The following is a 22,920-nucleotide window of genomic DNA, read 5'->3' on the forward strand; positions in this document are numbered from 1 at the left end:
CTCAGGCAAAACAGTGCAAAAAAGTCCAATTTGCACCGTTTCAGTGCAGCAATGCTTGTACTGCTCGCCGATTAAAGCATTCTGCGAATCGGGTATACCCTGACACATTGGCTGCGCGATCTCACGCAATAGCCGAACCGCGCGGAAAAGTGCATTCGAGAAAATCGGATATGCAGATGATTGAAATGACGTCTTGGCTGATCGAAAAGATGCACGGCACCTTGATGCCCGTTGAGGTTCAGCCATGCAAGATGAAAGGGCAACTGGCTTGATGTCGCGACAGACGGACAACGCCTACCCGAAACCGCTCGTCATGCCCAAGCGCAATCGCAGCGGCGCCCTTCGCCTGCTGATTGTCGGCATATTGCTGACGGTCGCAGCCATCGTCTATTTTGTGTTTCGGGACCAGTTGGGAGATGGATTTGCCCTTGTTCTCATGGGCATTCTGTCGATGGTCGGCGTGTTCTATCTTTTCGGAGCGGCGACCGGCCTCATTCAATTCAGTCAGAAGAACGGCGAGCAGGACCTCGCCCATTCCTTCATGGATTCGCAACCGGAAGGGACAGTCATTTCAGATGCGCGCGGTCAGATCGTCTATGCCAATCAGGCTTATGCCATGATGACCGGCGTTGCGAATGCAGAAGGCGTTCGCTCGCTCGATAATGTGCTGACGGCGGAACCAGCTGCATCCGATGCTATTTACCGTCTGACGAATGCCGTGCGCGATGGCCTGTCGGCGCAGGAGGAAGTGCGTCTCTCGGGCGGCCTTTCCCGCGAGGGGCATGGTTCGCTGGCGCCAGTCTGGTATCGTATCAAGGCGCGCCCTATCGAAGCGGGGCAGGAATTCAAAAGTCCGCTCGTCGCGTGGCAGATTGCCGATATTTCCGATGAGCGTGCCGAGCAGGAGCGTTTCTTTCAGGAACTGCAGGAGGCTATCAACCACCTTGACCATGCTCCGGCCGGCTTCTTCTCGGCTGATCCTTCAGGCCGGATCATCTATCTCAATGCGACGCTTGCCGAATGGCTCGGCGTCGACCTGACCCAATTCACGCCCGGATCGTTGACGCTCAATGATATTGTGGCTGGCAGTGGAATGGCGCTCATCAAGGCGGTGAAAGCCGAACCCGGTACAAGCCGTAACACCGTCATTGATCTGGATCTCATCAAGCGCAACGGGCAGAGCCTTGCCGTCCGGTTCTACCACCGGGTTCAGGCTGCGCGTGACGGCACGCGCGGCACGAGCCGCACCATCGTTCTGGATCGTGCGGAGGGTGAAGATTCCTCAATGGCGCTGCGCTCTGCCGAAGTGCGCTTCACGCGGTTCTTCAATTCGGCTCCGATGGCTATCGCGGCGGTTGATTCCGGCGGGCATATATTGCGCACCAATGCGCGTTTCCTGGATATTTTTGCTCCCGTGGTTGATCGCGATGCGATTGACGGAAATGCGAAGCTTGAGATCGTCGTGCATGAGCGCGACCGCGAGACTTTCAACAGGGCGCTTGCCGCTGCTTTCGCTGGACAGGCGAGCATTTCTCCCGTCGACACGGTGCTTCCGGGCAACGAGGAGCGGCACATTCGTTTCTATATGAGCCCTGTCACAGACTTGGGTGGCGAGCGCGCCGAAGAAGCCGCGATTATTTCCGCCGTCGAGACGACCGAGCAGAAGGCCCTTGAAAACCAGATGGCGCAAAGCCAGAAGATGCAGGCTGTCGGCCAGCTTGCAGGCGGTATCGCGCACGACTTCAATAACGTTCTGACAGCAATCATCATGTCGTCGGATTTGCTGCTGACCAATCATCGCGCGTCCGATCCATCTTTCCCGGACATCATGAACATCAAGCAGAACGCCAATCGGGCTGCTTCGCTTGTGCGCCAATTGCTGGCGTTCTCACGCCGTCAGACACTCCGTCCCGAAGTCCTAGACCTGACCGACGTTCTGGCGGACTTGCGCATGCTTCTGGCCCGCCTTGTCGGCAAGGACATCGAACTGAAAATCGATCATGGTCGCGATCTATGGCCAGTCAAGGCCGATCTCGGGCAGTTCGAGCAGGTCGCGGTCAATCTGGCGGTAAATGCACGCGATGCCATGCCTGAAGGCGGCGAGATCACGCTGCGTACCCGCAACGTGCCGATGCAGGAAGCCGCGAAGCTTCAATATCGCGACTTGCCGGAGGCCGATTATGTGGTCTTCGAGGTCGAAGACACCGGGACAGGCATACCGACGGATGTGCTTGAAAAGATTTTTGAACCGTTCTTTACCACGAAGGAAGTGGGTAAGGGCACCGGCCTCGGTCTGTCGATGGTCTATGGCATCATCAAGCAGACCGGAGGCTTCATCTATTGTGATTCCGAAGTCGGAAAGGGCACCACGTTCAAAATCTTCCTGCCGCGTCACATTGAGGAAAAACGTGCGGACGACGCGCCTGTCGTCGTGAAGGAAAAGAAGGTGGAGAAAGCCACCGATCTTTCCGGATCAGCGACGGTTCTTCTGGTCGAGGACGAGGATGCAGTCCGCATGGGTGGTGTGCGTGCGCTTCAGTCGCGCGGCTATACGGTGCATGAAGCGGCGTCCGGTGTCGAAGCGCTCGAAATCATGGAAGAGCTTGGCGGCGAGGTCGATATTGTCGTATCGGATGTGGTCATGCCTGAAATGGATGGCCCGACACTGCTGCGTGAACTGCGCAAGACGCATCCGGACATAAAGTTCATCTTCGTCTCGGGTTATGCAGAGGACGCCTTTGCGCGCAATCTTCCAGCCGATGCCAAGTTCGGTTTCTTGCCAAAACCGTTCTCGCTCAAACAATTGGCGACGACAGTTAAGGAAATGCTGGAGAAGCAGGATTGATGCTCCGTTGGCTCAGAACATGAAGGGCGATATCGCCATTCTCGGAGGCGGTCCATCCGGTTTGATGGCTGCGGAAAGACTGTCGGCTCTCGGACACCGCGTGACGGTTTACGAGCAGATGCCCACAATTGGCCGCAAGTTCCTGCTTGCCGGAAAGTCCGGTTTGAACATTACGCATTCGGAAGATTTCGCCGCCTTCTCGAAACGCTTCGGTGCCAGCAGCGACCATGTTTTGCCAGCTTTGACGGCCTTCAAGCCGGCTGAGTTGCGCAAGTGGGCAGATGAATTGGGTGCCGAAACATTTGTCGGCTCATCGGGCCGTGTGTTTCCAAAAGCGATGAAGGCGTCGCCGCTTTTACGCGCTTGGGTAAAACGTCTGGAAGGTCAGGGCGTTCGGATTCTTACCCGGCATCGCTGGCTTGGTTTCGAGGGGAACAGCCTGCGCATTGAAAACCCGAACGGGGTTGAAGTGATAACCTCCGACGCTGCGCTGTTTGCCTTTGGCGGCGGAAGCTGGCCGAAGCTCGGTTCGAATGGACGTTGGATGGATGCATTTCGGTGCAAATCGATCGACATCGCGCCGTTCCGTCCCGCCAATTGTGGTTTCGATGTTGCCTGGAGTGATTTCTTTGTCCAGCGTTTCGCCGGTGCGCCGGTCAAGTCTGTTACGGCAACTTCTGATGCTGGCACGATACAAGGCGAGTTTGTGATAACACGCGACGGTGTGGAGGGAAGCCTCATTTATGCGCATGCCGCAGCCTTGCGCGACAGTCTGCAAACAAACGCGAAAACGTTCTTGATGCTTGATCTTGTTCCGGGACGAACTCTCGAGCGGTTGGAAAGCGATATTGCCAGGCAGGACGCAAAGCTGAGCTTTGGAAACCTGCTGCGCAAGGCAGCAGGACTTACGGGTGTAAAAGCCGCGCTCGTGACCGAGTTTACACGTGACAGAAACCCGAAAGCGCTCGCGACCGCGATCAAGGCGCTCTCCATTCCACTTATTCGCCCGCGCCCGCTGGACGAAGCGATTTCTTCGGCTGGCGGTATTCGGTGGCATGAAGTGGATGGAAACTACATGCTGCGGAAGCTTCCCGGTGTTTTCGTTGCCGGGGAAATGATCGATTGGGAAGCGCCAACCGGCGGTTATCTTTTGACAGCCTGTTTCGCGATGGGCCGTGCGGCAGCCAGTGGGATCGATGCCTGGATCAATGCGGGCAATACGTCTGGTGTGCATTGCAGCGGTTCCGACCTGGCCTGATATGATCGGATGCAACCAAATTTGCGAGGGGGCAGTATGCGGCGAATTCTGAAGTTTGCAGGTGGTGTTCTGCTTGCCATCTTGCTTGGAGCCATCGTCTGGCTGGCTGTCAAACCGCCCGAACTTTTGCGTGTCGGCACCGGCTATGCCGCCAAGGTTATCTGTTCGAACGTCTTCATTGCCGGACGTGATGCCGACAGGGTCCTCGCGGACGATGTTCAGGCACCGGGAAATCCGTTGCTCCGATTTCTCAATGCGTCCGTCGACAGGAACGGCGGCAGCGTGACGGTGCGCATTTTCGGCTTTTTCGCATCAAGTACGGCCACTTACCGCCCCGCGCTTGGTTGCGCGAATATCCATGAAAGTGATTTGCGGCTCGATTTGCCGACCGGGCCGCAGGTACCGGCCGAGCCGATCCGAATCGAGAGCGATCCGGCGATACAGGCTGTGATCGAAAATGAAGCACTGGCTGGACCCGGCATGCGGGCGATTGCCGTTATCCGTGACGGCAAACTGATCGCGGAGACTTATGCTCCAGGCTTTGGCACCGATACGCCTTTGCTCGGTTGGTCGATGACCAAATCCGTCATCGCAACTCTGATCGGCATGCGCATTGCCGAAGGACGCATGGCGACGGAACGCACGGAGCTTTTGTCTGAATGGAGAAATGACGATCGGTCGAAGATTTCCCTCGCAAACCTTCTGGCGATGAATAGTGGTCTGCGCTTTGATGAAGATTACGGCACCGTGACTGATGTCACGCGTATGCTTTTTCTGGAGCCGGACATGGCCGGATTCGCCGCATCGTTGCCGCTGGAGACAGCGCCCGGCACGAAGTTCAACTATTCAAGTGGAACGGCTAACATTCTGTCGAAACTGTTCATGGACAGTTTCAACAGCCGTGAGGAGGCATTGGCCTATCCCCGGCTTGCGCTGTTCGGCCCGCTTGGCATGAACAGGACCATTCTGGAGACGGACGCTTCAGGCGTCTTTGCCGGTTCGTCCTACATGTACGCGACGGCGCGCGATTGGGCGCGTCTTGGTGCGTTTCTGGCGGATGGCGGAAAGCTTTACGGAAGGCAGGTTCTGCCAGCCGACTATATTTCGTTCATGCGTAAGCCCACGCCAGAATCGGAAGGGCGTTATGGTTCTGCGCAGGTCTGGCTGCAACTCGGCGGCGTGAAAGCGGGTGAGGACGGCATTCCGGAAGATACATTTTGGATGTCGGGACATGACGGGCAAAGCGTCATGGTCGTTCCGTCAATGCATCTTGCCGTGGTTCGTCTCGGCTTGACGCCATCTCGAACGGGCTACAACGTTCAATTGCTGAACGCCAGAATCATCGAAGCTATCCGGAGAGGGCACTGACCGTCAGTTTGCGAAAATCATTACCACTGGGATTTTGGAAAGCCCTCAAGCCAAATTCGGGCAATACGGCATAGAGGTGATCGAAAATGTCAGACTGGATCTGTTCGAAGGATGCCCAAACCGTTGTGTTGGCGAAACAATAGATTTCGAGCGGCAAACCTTCGGGCGTAGGGTCCATCTGACGCACGAGCAGTGTCATACCCTTGTGCACGCCAGAATGGTTACGCAGATAATTGTCCACATAGGCGCGGAACGTGCCGATATTCGTGAACTGACGCCGGTTGACCGGATTGTTTGCGCGGTCACCGAGCTTCTGGTTCCATTCTGCGATTTCCTTTGCCTTCTTGGGCAGGTAATCGGCGAGCCAATCGACCGAGGCGAGTTTCGTCTGTTCCTCGTTCGATAGAAAGCGGATCGTGTTCTGGTCGATATAGAGCGCTCTCTTGATCCGCCGCCCACCGGATTCCTGCATTCCGCGATAGTTCTTCATCGGTTCGGTGATAAGCTTGCGGATAGGAATAGTGGTGATTGTTTTGTCGAAATTCTGCACCTTGACGGTATAGAGCGCAATCTCCGTGACATCTCCATTTGCATCGAGGTTTTTCATCTCGATCCAGTCACCGACACGGACCATGTTGGAGGAAGCGATCTGCATGCTGGCGACGAGCGATAGCAACGTATCTTGAAAAACGAGGATCAGCACCGCCGCCATGGCGCCGACGCCCGAAAGAAGGATAACCGGCGATTTGTCCAGCAATGTCGCAATGATGAGTACCGTCGCGACTATATAGACCGCCAACTTGGCGACCTGAATATAGCCTTTCATGGGGCGGTATCGCGCCTCCGGGCGACGGTGATAGAGCGTATCGACAAGCCCGAACACCGAATTAATCGCCAGCGCCAATGTCAAGATGATGAATGCTATCGCGACATTTCGAATGACGGTGATTGCACCTTCCGGCAATCCTGGCACAGCCAAGATTCCGGATGAAATGATCAAGGCGGGAACAATATTGGCAAGGCGGCTGATGACGCCATGCCTCTTGAGCTCTTCGTCCTGTCCGAAAGATGTTTTCTGAACAACGCGATCCAGAAGTTTCAACAAGATCGCTTTGATGAGAAAGTTTGCAATAAATGCTGAAAGGAATAATCCACCAAGAGCAGCGAGCGTTTCTGCCCAAGGATATGCGATCAGGAATTCTGACAATATTCTTTCCCGTTAAATGTTTTCGATGCAGACTTATTGCTGCGTAGCGTGGTTGTGCGTTTAATTCAACCGCAGGGGTGCGTTTTTGCTCATGCGAAAACCCCGGCTGGAGTGCCGGGGGATTCTGGTTTGCGCCTGTTGCGGCAGAATTTGCAGCTTCTTACTACTGTGCAGGCGGTGGTGATGCTGGCGCGGGCGTTGTGCCATTTGCAGGCGCATCCGTAGCAGGAGCGTTCGTCTCGGTTGCAGCAGACGGGTTGGCCACTCCATCAGCAAAGAATTTCGAGCGGTCAAAGGCCGGTGCGTCATTCAATTGCTGCTTGTTGGCCTTGATGACCAGCCATGTTTTTCCGTCACTGCGCGTGGCGAGCTGAAGCTGGTCGGGGCTGACCGCCACGTCTTTCTCACCGACGCCGAGGAAACCGCCCACGCCGATGACGGCTGCTTCGATCTGCCCATCTGGGCTGGCGATCAGGTCGTTCAGCTTGCCGACCGATTGGGCGTCGGGTGCATCGCTTTCATAAACGCTTTGCCCGATGAAAGAGGAGACAAGGAGTTGGCCTTCCTTGGGTTCCACGAAGCCGACCTTGCCAGCCTCTCCAGTCAGGGGCTTGCCAAACATATCCTTGGATGAAACCGGCATGTCCTGCGTCTCTACCGGCGCTTGCGCTGGAGTAGACGAAGAAGGCGCTGTTTGAGCCAAAGCCGATCCACCGATCAGCAACGCACAGGTCGTCGTCACAAGTGTAGTTTTGAACATAACTATCTCCTTGATGCGTTCCGGTTATGTGAACCGAACGCGGAAATAGTCACTTCGTTCCAAAATTCATTCAAATCCCTGCGGTCATGGACGGCTCGAGACAGGTGTCCTTTAGACATTGTTGGAGATAAGAAAGCCCGCGCAAGGCGGGCTTTCGTGCTTGCTATTTCGATGCCAAGCCTGGCTTTAGCTACAGCCGCTTGTTGCACCACAAGTGTCACATTTCAGACAGGTGCCATTGCGAACCATGGTGAAGTTCTGGCACTCGGTGCAGCTATCGCCCGTATAGCCCTGCATCATCGACTTGATGCGGCGATCGGCCTCCAGCTTCTTGGCGGCACTTGCGCTTTCCGCGCGAGCCGAGGCTGCGTCTGCGGCGGCCTTGTCCGAGAACAGTTCGGTCGCAGATGCGCTCTCTTGCTGTTGCGCCGGTGCAGGCTGTTCCTCGAAATCGCGCTTGAATGCCGTGGCACCATCCGTCACCAGACCGATTGTTGCCGGGCGATTGCCTGTCGGAGCGGTTGACTTCAAGGTCGTGACATTGGAGGCCTGCGGCGTAGAACTCGTAGATCCCTTGGCTTCGTTACCGGTGTTCGTCACCAAAGTGGGCTTGTAACCGCGCGTCCACCCGGTGGAAACCAGATTGGTCTTGCCTTCCTTGATGCCCTTGCCGAGCGCCGTATTGCCGAAATCGCTGGTATCGACATGGGCGAGGTCGTTGCGACCCAGATAGGACACAGCCAATTCCCGGAAGACATAATCGATGATCGACGTCGCGGTCTTGATGGCATCGTTGCCGATGACCATGCCGGCCGGCTCGAACTTCGTGAAGGTGAAAGCCTCCACATATTCTTCAAGCGGCACGCCATATTGCAGGCCGAGCGACACGGCGATGGCAAAGTTATTCATCATCGCACGGAAAGCGGCGCCTTCCTTGTGCATGTCGATGAAGATCTCGCCGAGGCGTCCGTCGCCGAATTCACCAGTGCGCAGATAGACCTTGTGTCCGCCAACGACTGCCTTCTGGGTATAACCCTGACGGCGGTTCGGAAGCTTTTCACGTTCATGGACGATCTTTTCGACAACCTTCTCGACGATCCGCTCGGTCACCTGAACGGCGCGGGCCGCCGCCGGTGCTTCGATCAGTGCCTCGATTGCGTCGTCTTCATCCTCGTCGTCTGCAATCAGCGAAGCGTTGAGCGGCTGCGAAAGCTTGGAACCGTCCCGGTAGAGCGCGTTGGCCTTGAGCGCCAGCTTCCAGGACAGCATGTATGCGTCCTTGCAGTCCTCGACGGTTGCGTCGTTTGGCATGTTGATCGTCTTGGAAATCGCGCCCGAAATGAATGGCTGCGCGGCAGCCATCATGCGGATATGGCTCTCCACCGACAGGTAGCGCTTGCCGATCTTGCCGCAAGGATTGGCGCAATCGAACACGGCGTAATGCTCTTCTTTCAGGAACGGAGCACCTTCGAGGGTCATCGCGCCGCACACATGGATGTTGGCAGCTTCGATTTCCTTGCGGGTGAACCCGAGAGCAGGCAGCATCTCGAACGAGAAATCGTTGAGTTGCTCGTCGGTGAGCTTCAGCACATCCTTGCAGAAATCTTCGCCCAGCGTCCACTTGTTGAAAGCGAACTTGATGTCGAACGCGCTCTTGAGAGCGGCATTCAGGGCCTCGATCTTCTCATCGGTGAAGCCCTTGGACTTCAGGGAGGACGGATTGATGCTCGGAGCCTGATTGATGTTGCCGTGACCGACAGCATAAGCCTCGATTTCGGCGATCTGGCTTTCCGAATAACCGAGCGTACGGAGCGCTTCCGGCACGGCGCGGTTGATGATCTTGAAGTAGCCGCCACCGGCGAGCTTCTTGAACTTTACCAGAGCGAAGTCCGGTTCGATGCCGGTCGTGTCGCAGTCCATGACAAGGCCGATCGTGCCGGTCGGCGCGATAACGGTTGCTTGTGCATTGCGATAGCCGTGCTTTTCACCCAGTTCCAGCGCCTTGTCCCAAGCCGCGCGGGCATGGGTGATCAGGTCCTGATCCGGGCAGTCCTCAGCAATCAGCGCGACCGGGTTGACGGCAAGGCCTTCATAACCCTGCGTTTCACCATGTGCGGCGCGGCGATGGTTGCGGATAACGCGCAGCATGTGCTGGGCGTTCGGCTCGTAGCTCGGGAAGGTGCCGAGTTCCTTCGCCATTTCGGCGGAGGTGGCATAGGCCACGCCGGTCATGATCGCCGTCAGCGCGCCGCAAATAGCGCGACCTTCGTCGGAGTCATAAGGAATGCCGGAAGTCATCAGCAGGCCGCCAATATTGGCATAGCCGAGGCCGAGCGTGCGGTATTCATAGGAGAGGCGGGCGATTTCCTTCGACGGGAACTGCGCCATCATCACCGAGATTTCGAGAACGATGGTCCACAGGCGCGCCGTGTGCTCGTAAGCCGCGATATCGAATGACCCATCCTTGTTGCGGTAGGTGAGCAGGTTGATCGACGCCAGATTGCAGGCCGTATCGTCAAGGAACATATATTCCGAGCACGGATTCGAGGCGCGGATCGGACCAGCCGTCGGGCAGGTGTGCCAATCGTTCATGGTCGTGTTGTAATGCAGGCCCGGATCGGCGGAAGCCCATGCGGCATAGCCGATCTTTTCCCACAGATCGCGCGCCTTCAGCGTCTTCATGACACGACCGTCGCGACGCGCCGTCAGGTTCCAGTCGCCATCATTTTCGACGGCACGCAGGAATTCGTCCTTTAGCGAGACGGAGTTATTGGAATTCTGGCCGGAAACGGTGAGATAAGCTTCCGAATCCCAATCCGTATCGTAGGTCTTGAACTGGATGTCGGTATAGCCCTGACGCGCGAACTGGATCACGCGCTTGACGTAGTTTTCCGGGACCTGATTCTTCTTCGCGGCCTTGATTTCGCGCTTCAGGGCAGGGTTCTTCGCCGGATCGAAGCAATCGTCCCGAGTGGCTTCGGAGCCGGCTTCGCAGTTGACGCACGCCTTCATGATGGCCGTCAGATGCTGCTTGACGATCTTGGAGCCGGTGACGAGCGAGGCAACCTTCTGCTCTTCCTTGACCTTCCAGTCGATATATTCCTCGATATCCGGGTGATCGATATCGACAACGACCATCTTGGCGGCACGGCGGGTCGTGCCGCCGGACTTGATGGCGCCCGCAGCGCGGTCGCCGATCTTCAAGAAGCTCATGAGCCCGGACGACTTGCCGCCGCCGGAAAGCTTTTCACCTTCGCCGCGCAGATAGGAGAAGTTGGAACCGGTGCCCGAACCATATTTGAACAGGCGCGCCTCACGGACCCACAGGTCCATGATACCACCTTCATTGACGAGGTCGTCGCCCACGGACTGGATGAAGCAGGCATGCGGCTGCGGATGTTCGTAGGCCGACTTGGACTTGGTCAGCTTGCCGGTCTGCCAGTCGACGTAGAAATGGCCCTGGCCGGGACCATCGATGCCATAGGCCCAATGCAGGCCGGTGTTGAACCATTGCGGGCTGTTCGGCGCCACGCGCTGCGTTGCAAGCATATAAGCAAGCTCGTCACGGAAGGCGAGGGCGTCTTCCTCCGAATCGAAATAACCGCCCTTCCAGCCCCAATAAGTCCAGGTGCCTGCGAGACGGTCGAAAACCTGGCAGGCATCCATCTCGGAGCCGTAGCGTTCGTTTTCCGGCAGCTTGGCGAGCGCTTCCTCGTCGGCAACCGAACGCCACAGCCAAGAGGGAACATCATTCTCCTCGACCTTCTTCAGTTGCGCGGGGACGCCAGCCTTGCGAAAATATTTCTGGGCGAGAATGTCAGCGGCCACCTGGCTGAACTGCGCGGGCACATTGATGTTCTCGAGACGGAATACGATTGACCCATCGGGATTCTTGATCTCGCTGGTCGCAGTCCGGAACGCGATGTCCGCATAGGCCGACTGATTCTCTTTCGTGAAACGGCGTTCGATCTTCATCTGTCCCATCCAAACGTTCTATATATAGTAGCTTTAGTGACGGTTTTCAGCCACGGCCTGTCTGTATCGCGTCTCTGTCAAAACAGCTCTTCTGCAGGGAGGAGCGTCTTGTTGGGGAGAAAACTCCCGGAAACCCGCTTCCGTCTCATCAAAGCCCGCGAAAAAACGCCTCAGGGGAGCATAATTGCAACCTTGCTGACGCTATCGCGATCAAAAATCAGCGGAACGAGAAATACCTTATCTTGTAAGAAGCATGAGCGCAAATACTAAATCTAGTGTTAACGCTGTTTCTTTCTGATGCTGCATCTGCTTCTCCAGAGCCCGGAATGCCCGAATAAGAGCGCAAGAAAGCACCGAGCGAAAAACGCACTTCCAAAGCGCGACGCTCGTTCGATACTCAACTTGACCGAAAAAAGATCGACGGATTTACAACGCCCGACCACGCTACTTACGCAACGATAGCCCCATAAAAAACGACTCGGCTACGAGCGTCAAGCAATGGTTTGGCGCAATGCTCCAGCATCTAGATATTGTGCGTAACCCCTTGGGGCAAATGTGGATAACGGGGAGAAGCGATACTTATGCGAATAAAGCCGGCTTCAAGATTTTGGGAGCCAATAATGCCCCTTTTGAGGAGCAGCTAAAGGAACAATTTCGGTAACGTTCTCCATTGACAGCGAAAATCCCTGTGAATGGATCGCATCCCGGCAGAACTTGCCGGGAAGGAAGGACGCTGTGCCGCCTACTCGGCGGCCGCTGCGATTCCCGAATCACCAAACTGGTTCAGTATCTGCTTCAGTTCAGTTTCTTCGACCCGGCATGCTGCTTCCTGCGGCGATACCCACTCGCAGATGCGCTGGGCCCGTTCAGGCCAGTCTTTTTCCTGGCGTGTGAATTGCACCGTGAATACTGCCGCTATGAACTGGTTTATACGCTCTGGCGGCAAATCCGTCTTGCAGTAGCAGAAGGTGCCGATCGGTGTCGGGGAGACTTCACCCCGAATACCGGCTTCTTCGTAGGCTTCACAAAGAGCGGTTTCGGCAAGGGTACGACCCACTTGCGGCCAGCCCTTGGGAATGATCCAGCGTCCCGTGCCACGGCTCGTGATGACGAGAACCTTGAGTGCACCCATGTCGCGCCGATGAACAAGCGCGGCCACCTGTTGCAAACGACCCGAAGGCGTAAGAATACGCTTTTCGGTTGCAATAAGTTGGCTTGCCTGCGACTTCACCGCGAAAATCCCCTCTTTCTTTACAGCATGGTCCGATTCGTCAAAATAACAACTGTTTAGTTAGACTGCGAACCTTCGAAAATGTTCCAAAAAATCTTTTATTTTAAAGGTATTACTGAAATCGCAGGACAGGTTTAGCAGTCTGGAAAGGTACTGCGGCCTTGAGCGGCGTTATCTTGATGCGCTTTCCATAAGGTGCGATTGCGGCGAAAATATCACCGCAATCACGTTCGTTTATTTTCGTTTTGTAGCGTTCCGATCCAGAGGATTTAAAGTCGGTTCGTGCGGGTTTTGGAGCGGTTCCTGCTTCGGCGGAAACGTCGGAACCGCTTTCTAATCAATTATGTTTGCCACATTGTCCACGTATTGAACCGAGACAAAAAACAGTCCTGTGGACGGATCTCCCGCGCAGGCGTTTCACACATTTGCTAAAAATACTCTAGCCGCGCTTTCCGCCAGCAATCGGCTCCTGATAGGTGAAGCCCATATCCCAAGGGAAGTAGATCCAGGTGTCCTGCGATACTTCGGTCACAAAAGTATCGATCAGCGGGCGGCCCTTCGGCTTGGCATAAACGGTCGCAAAATGGGCTTTCGGCATCATTTCGCGAACGATGGCTGCGGTCTTGCCGGTGTCGGTCAGATCATCGACGACAATGACGCCTTCGCCGCCATTTTCCAGAAGCGTTTCGCTTACACCCTTGAGAATCTGCATGTCCCCTTGCGACGTGTAGTCATGATAGGAGGCGATGCAGACGGTTTCGATAAGGCGAATGCCAAGTTCGCGGCAAACGATGGCAGCAGGAACCAGACCGCCGCGTGTGATGGCGACAATTGCATGCCAATCGCGGTTCATGCCGGCAATACGCCAGGCGAGGGCGCGGGCATCGCGGTGGAACTGATCCCAGGAAACGGGAAAGGCTTTATCTGGCAAGGACATCGAAACGCTCCATGGAACGATCCGGAGTTCATGCTCCGGACCTTTTAAAACCAAAAATGCGCTGTGACGGATTGCCAAGCGCTGTAACTGTCAGGATCTGCGGCTTTTCCACCCGCGCCCATTCCGGCAGGCAGCGGGGAAGGAAAAGGCTCTCCGCCCGGCACAGTCAGCGCCGGGTGATGCTGATAACCGCAAAAATGTCGTTCTTGCAAGCGTGTCGTGCGATTACGCGCCGGTTGTTGAGGGAAACCGGGTCCTAGCGTGAGAAAAGCGTGAGGATTGGCAACTCGTTCAACATGGAACGCGTCACGCCGCCGAAGACCAGTTCCCGCAACCGCGAGTGACTGTAGGCGCCCATCACCAGAAGATCGGACCGTTGCGCGATGATGTGCTCCCGCAAAGCATCCTGAGCGTAGCGCCCGTTGGAGGCGATTGCCGTTGGGGTTACTTCGATACCGTGGCGCGATATTGATTCTGCAATATCGTGGCTGGCCAATGCCCGATCCTCCCCCTCAATTTCCGGCGGATCGACCCAAACGATTTCGGTTTTGTCCGCATGTTTCATCAAGGGCAGGGCGTCGAACGCAGCGCGGGCGGCTTCCCGCTTGCCGTTGAAGGCGACAACGATGCGATCCAGCGAAACCATCGGCAATACCGGCGCGTAGGGAACCAGCAGAACAGGGCAACTGGAATTGAAAACGATCGTATCGGCAGTCTCGTCGTTGGCCGCCGGATCGTCCGGGTCCGGCTGCCCGGCAATCAGCAATTCTGCGCCAAGGCAAGCGGTCAGCACGCCGTCCGCGGCTGTGCCCGTCTCCGAACGCGTGATGCGATACTCATAATTGGCTCCCTGGCGGCGCATTTCCTCTTCGAAGACATGTTTCAATCGTTCGGAAAGCTCCTTGTGCTGCTTGTCATGCAGTTCGAACATTCCGGGGTCGATAAAGCCGTTTGGGTCGGCATAGACGATGGGGGAAGGGATGGAGTACAGCCCGATGACGTGAATATCGGGGAACTTCTGCTTCAAAAGTCCAACGGCGGACAAAACCCGCTTCAACTCGGATTCACTGCGAGAATAGGCAACCACCGTCTTGTAGGACATGACAGAACTCCTTCCGGCTGTGTTTCTATTTTAGCATATAATGCAACGAGTTGCGTGGGCAAAAGGTTGCAGAGTTCAAGCAGCGCCCATCTTCTCGAGTGACGAGATCATTTTCTCGATCGCACCGATCGCCACATCAACTTTCACAGGATCGCTGCCCCGCACGACAAGCTCGGTGCTGAAGCGCCCATTCTCGAATTTCGGGTAGGAACCGATGATCGTATCCGGGTTTTCTTTCTGGATTTCCGTGAGCGGCGCGCCGATCACCCCTTCGCCGAAGGGACAAAACACCGATCTGGATAGAAGCTTCCGTCCGGTCTTCAGCGTCGGCAGCACATTGTCGAGCATCGCCTGAAACACGGATGGCACGCCAGCCATCACATAGACATTTCCGATATGAAAGCCGGGCGCCGCCGAAATCGGGTTTTCGATATGCTCCGACCCTTGTGGCATGCGCGCCATGCGTTTGCGCGACTCGGTGAACTCCAGCCCGCGTTTCGCATAATTGTCGCCGAGCAACTTCATGGCTTTCTCGTCATAAATGCAAGGCACGCCGAAAGCCGTGGAAACAGCATCCGCGGTGATGTCGTCATGGGTCGGACCTATCCCGCCGGATGTGAATACATAATCAAAATGCGGTCGCAGTGCATTGAGAGCGGCTACAATGGCAGCTTCCTCGTCCGGAACAATCCGCACTTCCTTCAAGTCGATGCCAGCCGCTGTCAGCACATCGGCAAGATGTCCGATATTCTTGTCCTTGGTGCGGCCAGAGAGAAGCTCGTCGCCAATTGCCAGCATTGCGGCTTTGACGGCTTGCTGCGGATTTTCGGTCATATCCAAGACTCCATTTCTGACTTCAGTTAAGCGTCAGCGGGGCGAGGCTGCAACTGCTTTGTTTCAGCATTTCATTCCTTTGGGGAAGTTGCGTCTTTCCAAACAAGGTCGCTCCCCTAATTGAAGCTGTCGAGGTTGGCCCTCGCAAATCGGGATAGGGAGAGTGACATGGTGAAAGTGCTGGTGTTGTATTATTCGGCCTATGGTCATACGGAGAAAATGGCCAAGGCTGCTGCCGAAGGGGCGCGGGAAGGTGGTGCGGAGGTCACTCTCAAGCGGGTGCCTGAACTGGTGCCGCCCGATGTGGCGAAAGCCTCGCACTACAAAGTCGACCAGGACGCGCCGATTGCTACGCCTGCGGAACTCGCAGAGTACGACGCCATCATCATCGCCACCGCCACCCGCTACGGCATGATGGCCGCGCAGATGAAAAATTTTCTCGATCAGACCGGTGGGCTTTGGGCGAAGGGCGCTCTCGTCAATAAGGTCGGGTCCGTGATGGTTTCCACAGCCACGCAACATGGCGGTGCGGAACTGGCGCTGATTTCCACTCAGTGGCAGATGCAGCATCACGGCATGATCATCGTCCCGCTTTCCTATGCCTATCAGGGGCAGATGGGCAACGATGTGGTGCGTGGCGGTGCTCCCTACGGGATGACGACGACTGCTGATGGTGACGGTTCACGCCAGCCTTCGGAACAGGAACTGGACGGAGCCCGCTTCCAGGGGAAGCGCGTTGCTGAAATCACCGCCAAGCTGCACGGCTAAGCTTGTGAGGAATATTTGAAAAGCCGCAGTTCAAGCCTGCGGCTTTTTCATGAACAGGGGAAAAGGAAGGGTGGTGCGGTCGGCGGGACTTGAACCCGCAAGCCTAAAAGGCGACGGATTTTAAGTCCGTTGCGTATACCAATTTCGCCACGACCGCAGCAATTGCCATTGTCTATGTCATGATTTGTATCACGATTTCAAGCCACAAAGCCTGTTAACATCAACAGTTAGAACTGCCGAATATATGCCTGGTCCAGATCGTTGATTTGGCATCCGTCAGGCTTCAACCTTGTCTGCGATGTCAAAGCCATGTAGCGATGGGCGAAATTCCGTTGGAAATACAGAAAGTCGAATAATGTCCGCCTTCGTCAAGTCCGTATCCGAGGCCGAAAAGGCCATGCGCGCGCTGTTTCCTGAAACGCCGCTGCAGCTTAACGATTACCTGTCGCGGAAGTACGGCGCGGAGATTTGGCTCAAGCGCGAGGACCTGACGCCCGTCCGTTCCTACAAGATTCGCGGGGCCTTCAATTTTATTTCCAAGGCTGTCGAAACTACCGACAAGAATGCGGTGTTTGTATGCGCTTCCGCTGGCAATCATGCGCAGGGCTTTGCCTTTGTCTGCCGCCATTTTGGCCGCAAGGGCGTTGTGTTTATGCCGGTTACGACACCGCAGCAGAAGATCGACAAGACGCGTGCTTTTGGCGGCGAATTCATCGAAATCAAGCTGGTGGGTGATATTTTCGACGTTTGCTATGCCGCTTCGCAAGAATTTGCAGCAAGCAATAAGGGCGTGATGGTGCCGCCTTTCGATCATGCCGGCATCGTGGAAGGGCAGGCCACTGTCGCGCTGGAGATCGAACGGCAATTGCCCGACGAAAACAAGCCCGACTTTATCCTGTTGCCTGTCGGAGGCGGAGGACTTTCCGGCGGCGTTACACAGTATGTTTCCGACCAAGGCTGGAAGACCAGTTTCCGTTTTGTCGAGCCGCAGGGCGCGGCCAGCCTGAAAGGAAGCCTTGAGGCAGGCAAGCGTATCAAACTTACCCATGTCGACAATTTCGTCGATGGGGCGGCTGTCGCCGAAATCGGCAAGGAAAACTTCAAGCTTCTCAAAGGGTTTGATCCAAAAACTGTCATAACAGTTCCGGAAAACCGGCTTTGTGCGACGATCATCGAAATGCTCAACATAGAGGGCGTTGTGCTTGAACCGGCTGGCGCGCTTGGCATTGATGCGTTGAAGGATTTCAAGAAAAGCGAACTCAAGGGCAAGCGGATCGTCATCGTCGTTTCAGGCGGCAATTTCGATTTCGAACGCCTGCCGGATGTGCGCGAGCGTGCACTTCGATTTGAAGGCTTGAAGAAGTATTTCATCTTCCGCTTCCCGCAGAGACCCGGTGCGCTTCGTTCCTTCCTCGATCTTCTGGGGCCCGAGGACGATATTGCGCGTTTCGAATATCTGAAGAAATCGGCGCGCAATTTTGGCTCGGTGCTGATCGGCATCGAAACGAAAGATGCGTCGAATTTCAAGATTCTGGAGAAGAAGTTCGCAGAAGCGGGCTGGGCCTATCAGGACATCACGGACAATCAGGTGCTTGCTGACTTCATCATCTGATTTTGTTGGTTTAAGCAAAATCGGTTGCTTTTTCGGCGAAAACACCCCATATGCCGCATCAGGCGCATGGGCCGACGTGTTTCGTCAGTTTTCCCGGCATTGGACTTGTTGCGTCTCGCCTCTGTCTTTCGGAATGGTCCGAAGGCGGGGAGACCCGAGAAATGTTCGGGCACGGCAGCGCAAGTCGCCAGGAGTTAAAAGTTCCGGCGTCCCGTCGTTATCATTGAACAGTTAGAGTTCGGCAAGTTGCGCTTGACCGGCATTGGATGTGGACCATGACAACATGGTGCCACCGAGAGAGATTGAATTGACAAAAGAAATTACGGGCGGCTTTGCTGCTCTTGGCGTTACCGGCGTTCTGCTCAAGGGCGTTGAAGCCGCTGGCATGACCGAGCCGAAGCCGATCCAGTTGCAGGCGATCCCGCAACAGCTTGAAGGCCGTGATATTCTGGGCATTGCGCAGACGGGCTCCGGCAAGACCGCAGCTTTCAGCCTGCCTATTCTGCAGAAGATCATCGGCCTCGGCGACAAGCGCCGTCCGAAGACCGCGCGGGCACTGATCCTGGCACCGACGCGCGAGCTCGCTGTGCAGATCGAGCAGACGATCCGCAATGTTTCCAAACACGCGCATATCTCGACGGCGCTTGTTCTTGGCGGCGTTTCCAAGCTTTCGCAGATCAAGCGTATCGCACCGGGCATCGACGTTTTGATCGCCACGCCGGGTCGCCTGACCGATCTGATGCGTGAGGGTCTGGTGGACCTTTCGCAGACGCGCTGGCTGGTTCTCGACGAAGCGGACCGCATGCTGGATATGGGGTTTATCAACGATGTGAAGCGCATCGCGAAGGCAACCCATACTGACCGTCAGACCGCGCTGTTTTCGGCAACCATGCCGAAGGAAATCGCTGCGCTTGCGGGAAGTCTGCTGCGTGACCCGGTTCGCGTTGAAGTTGCTCCGCAGGGAACGACGGCTGCTGAAATCACGCAGGTTGTGCACCCCGTGCACACCAAGGAGAAGCGTCGCCTTCTGTCGGCGCTGCTCGGCGACAAGGCCATGCGCTCGGTCATCGTCTTCACCCGTACGAAGCACGGTGCCGATGCGGTTGTCCGGCATCTGGAGCGCGACGGCTACGAAGTCGCCGCCATACACGGCAACAAGTCGCAGAACGCGCGCCAGCGTGCGCTGAATGGTTTCCGCGACGGATCGCTGCGGATTTTGATCGCAACCGACATTGCCGCGCGCGGCATCGACGTTCCGGGTATCAGCCACGTCGTGAACTACGATCTGCCGGATGAACCGGAAACCTATGTGCACCGCATCGGCCGTACTGGCCGCAACGGCGCCAGCGGCGCATCGATCACGCTCTACGATCCGGCGGCGGAGGAATCCAAGCTGAGGGCGGTTGAACGTGTGACGCGCAGCAAGCTTCCGATCAAGGATGCGCCTGTGGAACTTGCACCAGCTCCGGCACCCCGCGCGGCAACTCCGGGCGAACGCCCGCAGAAGACCCATCGCAAAGGCACGACACCGCAGAAGCCGCGTCGCGCAGCCCCGAAAGCTGGCGATCATCGCGGAGCCGCCCACGCAACGGCGGACGCCGCGCCTAAAGCGAAGCGCCCGTTCCGCCGAAAGCGCCGCAATGCCAATGGCAATGGCGGTCAGCGCGCGGCTTAACTTCGGTCCTCAAACATTTTTCCATAAAGCCGCTCATTCCGGGCGGCTTTTCTATTTATATCAATGATACAGGTTTTGCTTTGCGCGTTGGGCTGGAAAAATATTCCACGCTTGCTTGAAGGGCAGGGCTGTTCCTCATAGTTTCCTCAGCGAAACAGGAAGGACGGATGCCATGTTCCAATCGGTGCTCGACGCAATCGGCAATACGCCATTGATCCATTTGAAGAAGGCTTCCGAACTGACCGGCTGCGCCATTTACGGCAAGGCCGAGTTTCTCAATCCCGGTCAGTCGGTGAAGGATCGGGCGGCGCTCTATATTATTCGCGATGCGGAAAAGCGCGGTCTCCTGAAGCCCGGCGGCGTCATCGTTGAAGGCACGGCTGGCAATACCGGCATTGGTCTCACCATGGTTGCGAAAGCGCTTGGCTATCGCACCGTCATCGTTATTCCCGAAACGCAGAGCCAGGAAAAGAAGGATGCCTTGCGTCTGCTTGGCGCTGAACTGATCGAAGTTCCGGCGGCGCCCTATCGCAATCCGAACAATTATGTGCGCCTCTCTGGACGGCTGGCCGAACAACTCGCCAAAAGCGAGCCGAATGGTGCTGTCTGGGCCAACCAGTTCGATAATCCGATCAATCGGCAAGCCCATATCGAAACCACCGCGCAGGAAATCTGGCGCGATACCAATGGCAAGGTTGATGGTTTTGTCGCCGCGGTCGGGTCGGGTGGAACGCTTGTTGGTACAGCATTCGGCCTGAAGGATCGTAATGCCGATATCAAGATCGCGCTTGCCGATCCGTATGGAGCCGCGCTCCATTCCTTCTATACAACGGGAGAGCTGAAAGCGGAAGGCGACTCGATTACCGAAGGCATCGGGCAGGGACGTATTACTGCCAATCTTGAGGGTTTTACCCCTGACTTCTCCTACCGCCTTTCCGATGCGGAGGCGCTCGATATCGTATTCGACCTCGTGGAAAACGAGGGGCTTTGCCTCGGTGGATCGTCGGGCATCAACATTGCGGGCGCAATCCGGCTTGCAAAAGATTTCGGGCCGGGCCACACAATTGTGACGGTGCTTTGCGACTATGGTAATCGCTATCAGTCCAAGCTGTTCAATCCTGCTTTCCTGCGCGGCAAGAACTTGCCTGTGCCCGGATGGCTGGAGAAGAAAACCGAGATAGACATACCGTTCGAGGGATAATCATGGCATACGAGACCGAAGCGCTTTTCCGCGAAGATTCCTATCTTTCAACGGCGGAGGGCACGGTGCTCGCCATTACCGAGAGCGGCGGGATTATTCTCGACCAGACCAATTTCTATGCGACCTCCGGCGGCCAGCCGGGGGATATCGGCTTCTTTGAACGCGCTGACGGCACCCGTATAGAGATCGCGGCGACCGTTACCGGCGAAAACAAGAACGAAATCATTCACGTTCCCGCAGAAGGACAGACGTCGCCCGCAATTGGCGAAAAACTGGTTCTGCATGTTGACTGGCCGCGCCGCTACAAGTTGATGCGCATGCATACAGCCTGCCACCTCTTGTCCGTCGTCTGCCCTTTCCCGATTACCGGCGCTGCTGTCGGCGAGGATGAAAGCCGCGTGGATTTCGATCTTCCCGATCCGACCTACACCAAGGAATTTGTAACGGAAAAGCTCATGGAGCGGGTGAACGCAAATGATGCTGTCTCCATCCGCTGGATCAGCGATGAGGAGTTCCTTGCAAATCCTGATATTGTGAAATCAAAGAATGTGCGTCCCCCGATAGGGCTCGGTCGTATACGCCTTGTTCTCATCGGAGAAAATGGTGCGGTGGATTCGCAACCTTGCGGCGGCACGCACGTTTCCGAAACGCAGGAAGTGGGTGAAATTCACATCGGCAAGATCGAAAAGAAGGGCAAGGAAAACCGCCGTTTCCGCATTCGTTTCGGCGCTTTGCCGGAATCTTGAGCCGTACTGGAGTGATTGTCATGGCTGAGAAAAGCGCTTTCGTCGTTTCGCGCGACTGGTTGAAAGAACGGCTCGATAAGCCGGGCATCGCGATTGTCGATGCATCCTGGTATCTTCCCGCGGCTGGGCGCAATGGTGAGGGCGAATACAACGCTGCTCATATTCCGGGCGCGGTTTTCTTCGATCAGGATAAGATTGCCGACAAGGAATCCGGTTTGCCGCACACGCTGCCGTCACCTGAGCTTTTCGCGCAGCATGTCGGTGCCATGGGAATCACGGCTGACGAGACAGTCGTGGTCTACGACGGGCCGGGCATGTTTTCTGCGCCGCGGGTCTGGTGGATGTTCCGTGTCATGGGCGTGAAGAATGTATTCGTGCTCGATGGCGGCTTTGATGGCTGGAAAAAGGCTGGTTATCCGGTTACCGGTGAAGTCACCAAGATTGCATCGACGCTTTTCACACCATCTTTCAACGAAGCAGCCGTGGTCGATTTCACCGAAATGCGCGACATTGTGAGCGAACGTCGTGCACAGATCGCCGATGCGCGTGCTGCCGGGCGTTTCACGGGCCGCGATGCGGAACCCCGCGCCGGTATGCGATCAGGTCATATGCCGGGCGCACGCAACGTTCCCGTCGGTACTCTATCTGAAAACGGTGCGCTGAAGGATCTCGACAGCCTGCGCAAGATTTTCGATGAGGCCGGGATCGATCTTTCCAGGCCGGTTGTGACGAGTTGTGGATCAGGCGTGACGGCTGCGGTCATTACGCTGGCCCTGACGTCGCTCGGTCATACGGATAACCGTCTTTACGATGGCTCCTGGAGCGAATGGGGCGGCAGGCAGGATACGCCTGTCGTGACCGGTGAAGCCGAATAAGCATGTCAGAAAAACTGGTTGCCCGCATCACTCATCTGGAAATGTCTGCCCGTCAGGCTGTCCCGGTGCCTGTACCTTCCGGTATCCGGCTGGCAATCATGCGCGCGGGCAACATGCCTGTTCATTATTATCGCTATCTCTACGAACGGGTGGGACGAAAGCATCACTGGATGATGCGTCGTATCCAGACAGACGCAGAGGTTGCGGCTGCAATTCACGCCGAAACAACCGAGATTCACGTCCTTTACGCGGAAGGGTGCCCGGCGGGTTTCGTCGAATTGGACCTGTCGGCGTTGCCCGCCAACGCGGAAATCCTCTATTTCGGTCTCATTGACGATTTTCAGGGGCGGGGACTGGGCAAGTTCTTTCTAAGCGAGGCTATTTCAGCCGCTTGGGCGCATGGACCGGAAAAGGTGACGATCCACACCAATACGCTCGACAGCCCGCGCGCATTGCAACTTTATCAGAAGATGGGATTCGTTCCGGTCGGGTGGTCCGAAGAGGTCGTGGAACCTTGGGAATAAGA

Annotated in this window: 17 protein-coding genes and 1 tRNA gene; 10 read left to right on the top strand and 8 right to left on the bottom strand. The window is 56.2% G+C overall.

The window, feature by feature from the left end; all coding sequences use genetic code 11:
* Positions 1–271 precede the first annotated feature (271 nt).
* The 3 genes from cckA to F9K78_RS05520 are packed head-to-tail and all read left to right on the top strand — an operon-like array spanning position 272 to position 5,471.
* Positions 272–2,845, top strand: a complete 2,574-nt coding sequence (gene cckA / locus F9K78_RS05510) for a cell cycle histidine kinase CckA (protein WP_121983183.1) — start codon at positions 272–274, stop codon at positions 2,843–2,845.
* A gap of 19 nt (positions 2,846–2,864) precedes the next feature.
* Complete coding sequence (locus F9K78_RS05515; RefSeq protein ID WP_121983182.1) at positions 2,865–4,103, top strand: TIGR03862 family flavoprotein; 1,239 nt, start codon at positions 2,865–2,867, stop codon at positions 4,101–4,103.
* A 36-nt stretch (positions 4,104–4,139) separates the two neighbouring features.
* Positions 4,140–5,471 carry a serine hydrolase domain-containing protein gene (locus tag F9K78_RS05520; RefSeq protein WP_121983181.1) on the top strand — a complete coding sequence of 444 codons (1,332 nt, stop codon included), beginning with the start codon at positions 4,140–4,142 and terminating at the stop codon, positions 5,469–5,471.
* On the opposite strand, the gene F9K78_RS05525 is transcribed toward F9K78_RS05520, so the two are convergent.
* The 7 genes from F9K78_RS05525 to F9K78_RS05565 form a co-directional block, all read right to left on the bottom strand.
* Positions 5,452–6,678: a mechanosensitive ion channel family protein gene (locus F9K78_RS05525; RefSeq protein ID WP_121983180.1), complete on the bottom strand. Its 1,227-nt coding sequence runs from the start codon at positions 6,676–6,678 to the stop codon at positions 5,452–5,454. The two genes, F9K78_RS05520 and F9K78_RS05525, sit on opposite strands and share 20 nt — an antisense overlap.
* A 163-nt stretch (positions 6,679–6,841) precedes the next feature.
* Entirely contained in the window at positions 6,842–7,438 is a 597-nt protein-coding gene (locus tag F9K78_RS05530; RefSeq protein WP_121983179.1) for a PRC-barrel domain-containing protein, read from the bottom strand.
* 186 nt (positions 7,439–7,624) lie between these two features.
* Positions 7,625–11,413 (bottom strand): vitamin B12-dependent ribonucleotide reductase, encoded by a 3,789-nt coding sequence (locus F9K78_RS05535; RefSeq protein WP_121983267.1) that lies wholly within the window; start codon positions 11,411–11,413, stop codon positions 7,625–7,627.
* A 742-nt stretch (positions 11,414–12,155) separates the two neighbouring features.
* Positions 12,156–12,644 (bottom strand): NUDIX hydrolase, encoded by a 489-nt coding sequence (locus F9K78_RS05545; protein ID WP_121983178.1) that lies wholly within the window; start codon positions 12,642–12,644, stop codon positions 12,156–12,158.
* A gap of 439 nt (positions 12,645–13,083) precedes the next feature.
* Entirely contained in the window at positions 13,084–13,581 is a 498-nt protein-coding gene (gene gpt / locus F9K78_RS05550) for a xanthine phosphoribosyltransferase (protein WP_006470476.1), read from the bottom strand.
* Between the two features lie 256 nt (positions 13,582–13,837).
* Positions 13,838–14,683 carry a universal stress protein gene (locus F9K78_RS05560; RefSeq protein WP_121983177.1) on the bottom strand — a complete coding sequence of 282 codons (846 nt, stop codon included), beginning with the start codon at positions 14,681–14,683 and terminating at the stop codon, positions 13,838–13,840.
* A 75-nt stretch (positions 14,684–14,758) separates the two neighbouring features.
* Positions 14,759–15,517, bottom strand: coding sequence for a competence/damage-inducible protein A (locus F9K78_RS05565; RefSeq protein WP_121983176.1), 759 nt, complete (start codon positions 15,515–15,517; stop codon positions 14,759–14,761).
* 168 nt (positions 15,518–15,685) lie between these two features.
* Between F9K78_RS05565 and wrbA the strand changes: the two genes are divergently transcribed.
* Entirely contained in the window at positions 15,686–16,285 is a 600-nt protein-coding gene (gene wrbA, locus F9K78_RS05570) for an NAD(P)H:quinone oxidoreductase type IV (protein ID WP_121983175.1), read from the top strand.
* Positions 16,286–16,356: 71 nt separating this feature from the next.
* Here wrbA and F9K78_RS05575 read toward each other — a convergent pair.
* Positions 16,357–16,442, bottom strand: a tRNA-Leu gene (locus F9K78_RS05575).
* Between the two features lie 195 nt (positions 16,443–16,637).
* On the opposite strand from F9K78_RS05575, the gene ilvA reads away from it, so the two are divergent.
* From ilvA to F9K78_RS05605, 6 genes are all read left to right on the top strand, one after another.
* Positions 16,638–17,897 (top strand): threonine ammonia-lyase IlvA, encoded by a 1,260-nt coding sequence (gene ilvA / locus F9K78_RS05580; RefSeq protein ID WP_121983266.1) that lies wholly within the window; start codon positions 16,638–16,640, stop codon positions 17,895–17,897.
* A 283-nt stretch (positions 17,898–18,180) separates the two neighbouring features.
* The gene (locus F9K78_RS05585) at positions 18,181–19,572 is read left to right on the top strand and encodes a DEAD/DEAH box helicase (protein WP_121983265.1); all 1,392 of its coding nucleotides are present in this window, start codon (positions 18,181–18,183) and stop codon (positions 19,570–19,572) included.
* A 172-nt stretch (positions 19,573–19,744) separates the two neighbouring features.
* Entirely contained in the window at positions 19,745–20,773 is a 1,029-nt protein-coding gene (locus tag F9K78_RS05590) for a cysteine synthase A (protein WP_121983174.1), read from the top strand.
* Between the two features lie 2 nt (positions 20,774–20,775).
* The gene (locus F9K78_RS05595; RefSeq protein WP_121983173.1) at positions 20,776–21,519 is read left to right on the top strand and encodes an alanyl-tRNA editing protein; all 744 of its coding nucleotides are present in this window, start codon (positions 20,776–20,778) and stop codon (positions 21,517–21,519) included.
* A 20-nt stretch (positions 21,520–21,539) separates the two neighbouring features.
* A complete protein-coding gene (gene sseA / locus F9K78_RS05600; RefSeq protein ID WP_121986542.1) occupies positions 21,540–22,394 on the top strand; it encodes a 3-mercaptopyruvate sulfurtransferase in 855 nt (284 codons plus the stop codon).
* Between the two features lie 2 nt (positions 22,395–22,396).
* Positions 22,397–22,918 carry a GNAT family N-acetyltransferase gene (locus tag F9K78_RS05605; protein ID WP_121983171.1) on the top strand — a complete coding sequence of 174 codons (522 nt, stop codon included), beginning with the start codon at positions 22,397–22,399 and terminating at the stop codon, positions 22,916–22,918.
* Positions 22,919–22,920: the final 2 nt, after the last annotated feature.

The organism is Brucella pseudintermedia (assembly GCF_008932435.1).
GTDB classification, from domain to species: domain Bacteria; phylum Pseudomonadota; class Alphaproteobacteria; order Rhizobiales; family Rhizobiaceae; genus Brucella; species Brucella pseudintermedia.

Excerpts from the sequence above, each read along its gene's own strand:
- cckA (WP_121983183.1), top strand. The coding sequence starts at position 272 with ATGTCGCGACAGACGGACAACGCCTACCCGAAACCGCTCGTCATGCCC.
- F9K78_RS05515 (WP_121983182.1), top strand. The coding sequence starts at position 2,865 with ATGAAGGGCGATATCGCCATTCTCGGAGGCGGTCCATCCGGTTTGATG.
- F9K78_RS05520 (WP_121983181.1), top strand. The coding sequence starts at position 4,140 with ATGCGGCGAATTCTGAAGTTTGCAGGTGGTGTTCTGCTTGCCATCTTG.
- F9K78_RS05530 (WP_121983179.1), bottom strand. The coding sequence starts at position 7,438 with ATGTTCAAAACTACACTTGTGACGACGACCTGTGCGTTGCTGATCGGT.
- F9K78_RS05535 (WP_121983267.1), bottom strand. The coding sequence starts at position 11,413 with ATGAAGATCGAACGCCGTTTCACGAAAGAGAATCAGTCGGCCTATGCG.
- gpt (WP_006470476.1), bottom strand. The coding sequence starts at position 13,581 with ATGTCCTTGCCAGATAAAGCCTTTCCCGTTTCCTGGGATCAGTTCCAC.
- F9K78_RS05560 (WP_121983177.1), bottom strand. The coding sequence starts at position 14,683 with ATGTCCTACAAGACGGTGGTTGCCTATTCTCGCAGTGAATCCGAGTTG.
- F9K78_RS05565 (WP_121983176.1), bottom strand. The coding sequence starts at position 15,517 with ATGACCGAAAATCCGCAGCAAGCCGTCAAAGCCGCAATGCTGGCAATT.
- wrbA (WP_121983175.1), top strand. The coding sequence starts at position 15,686 with ATGGTGAAAGTGCTGGTGTTGTATTATTCGGCCTATGGTCATACGGAG.
- F9K78_RS05585 (WP_121983265.1), top strand. The coding sequence starts at position 18,181 with ATGGTGCCACCGAGAGAGATTGAATTGACAAAAGAAATTACGGGCGGC.
- F9K78_RS05590 (WP_121983174.1), top strand. The coding sequence starts at position 19,745 with ATGTTCCAATCGGTGCTCGACGCAATCGGCAATACGCCATTGATCCAT.
- F9K78_RS05595 (WP_121983173.1), top strand. The coding sequence starts at position 20,776 with ATGGCATACGAGACCGAAGCGCTTTTCCGCGAAGATTCCTATCTTTCA.
- sseA (WP_121986542.1), top strand. The coding sequence starts at position 21,540 with ATGGCTGAGAAAAGCGCTTTCGTCGTTTCGCGCGACTGGTTGAAAGAA.
- F9K78_RS05605 (WP_121983171.1), top strand. The coding sequence starts at position 22,397 with ATGTCAGAAAAACTGGTTGCCCGCATCACTCATCTGGAAATGTCTGCC.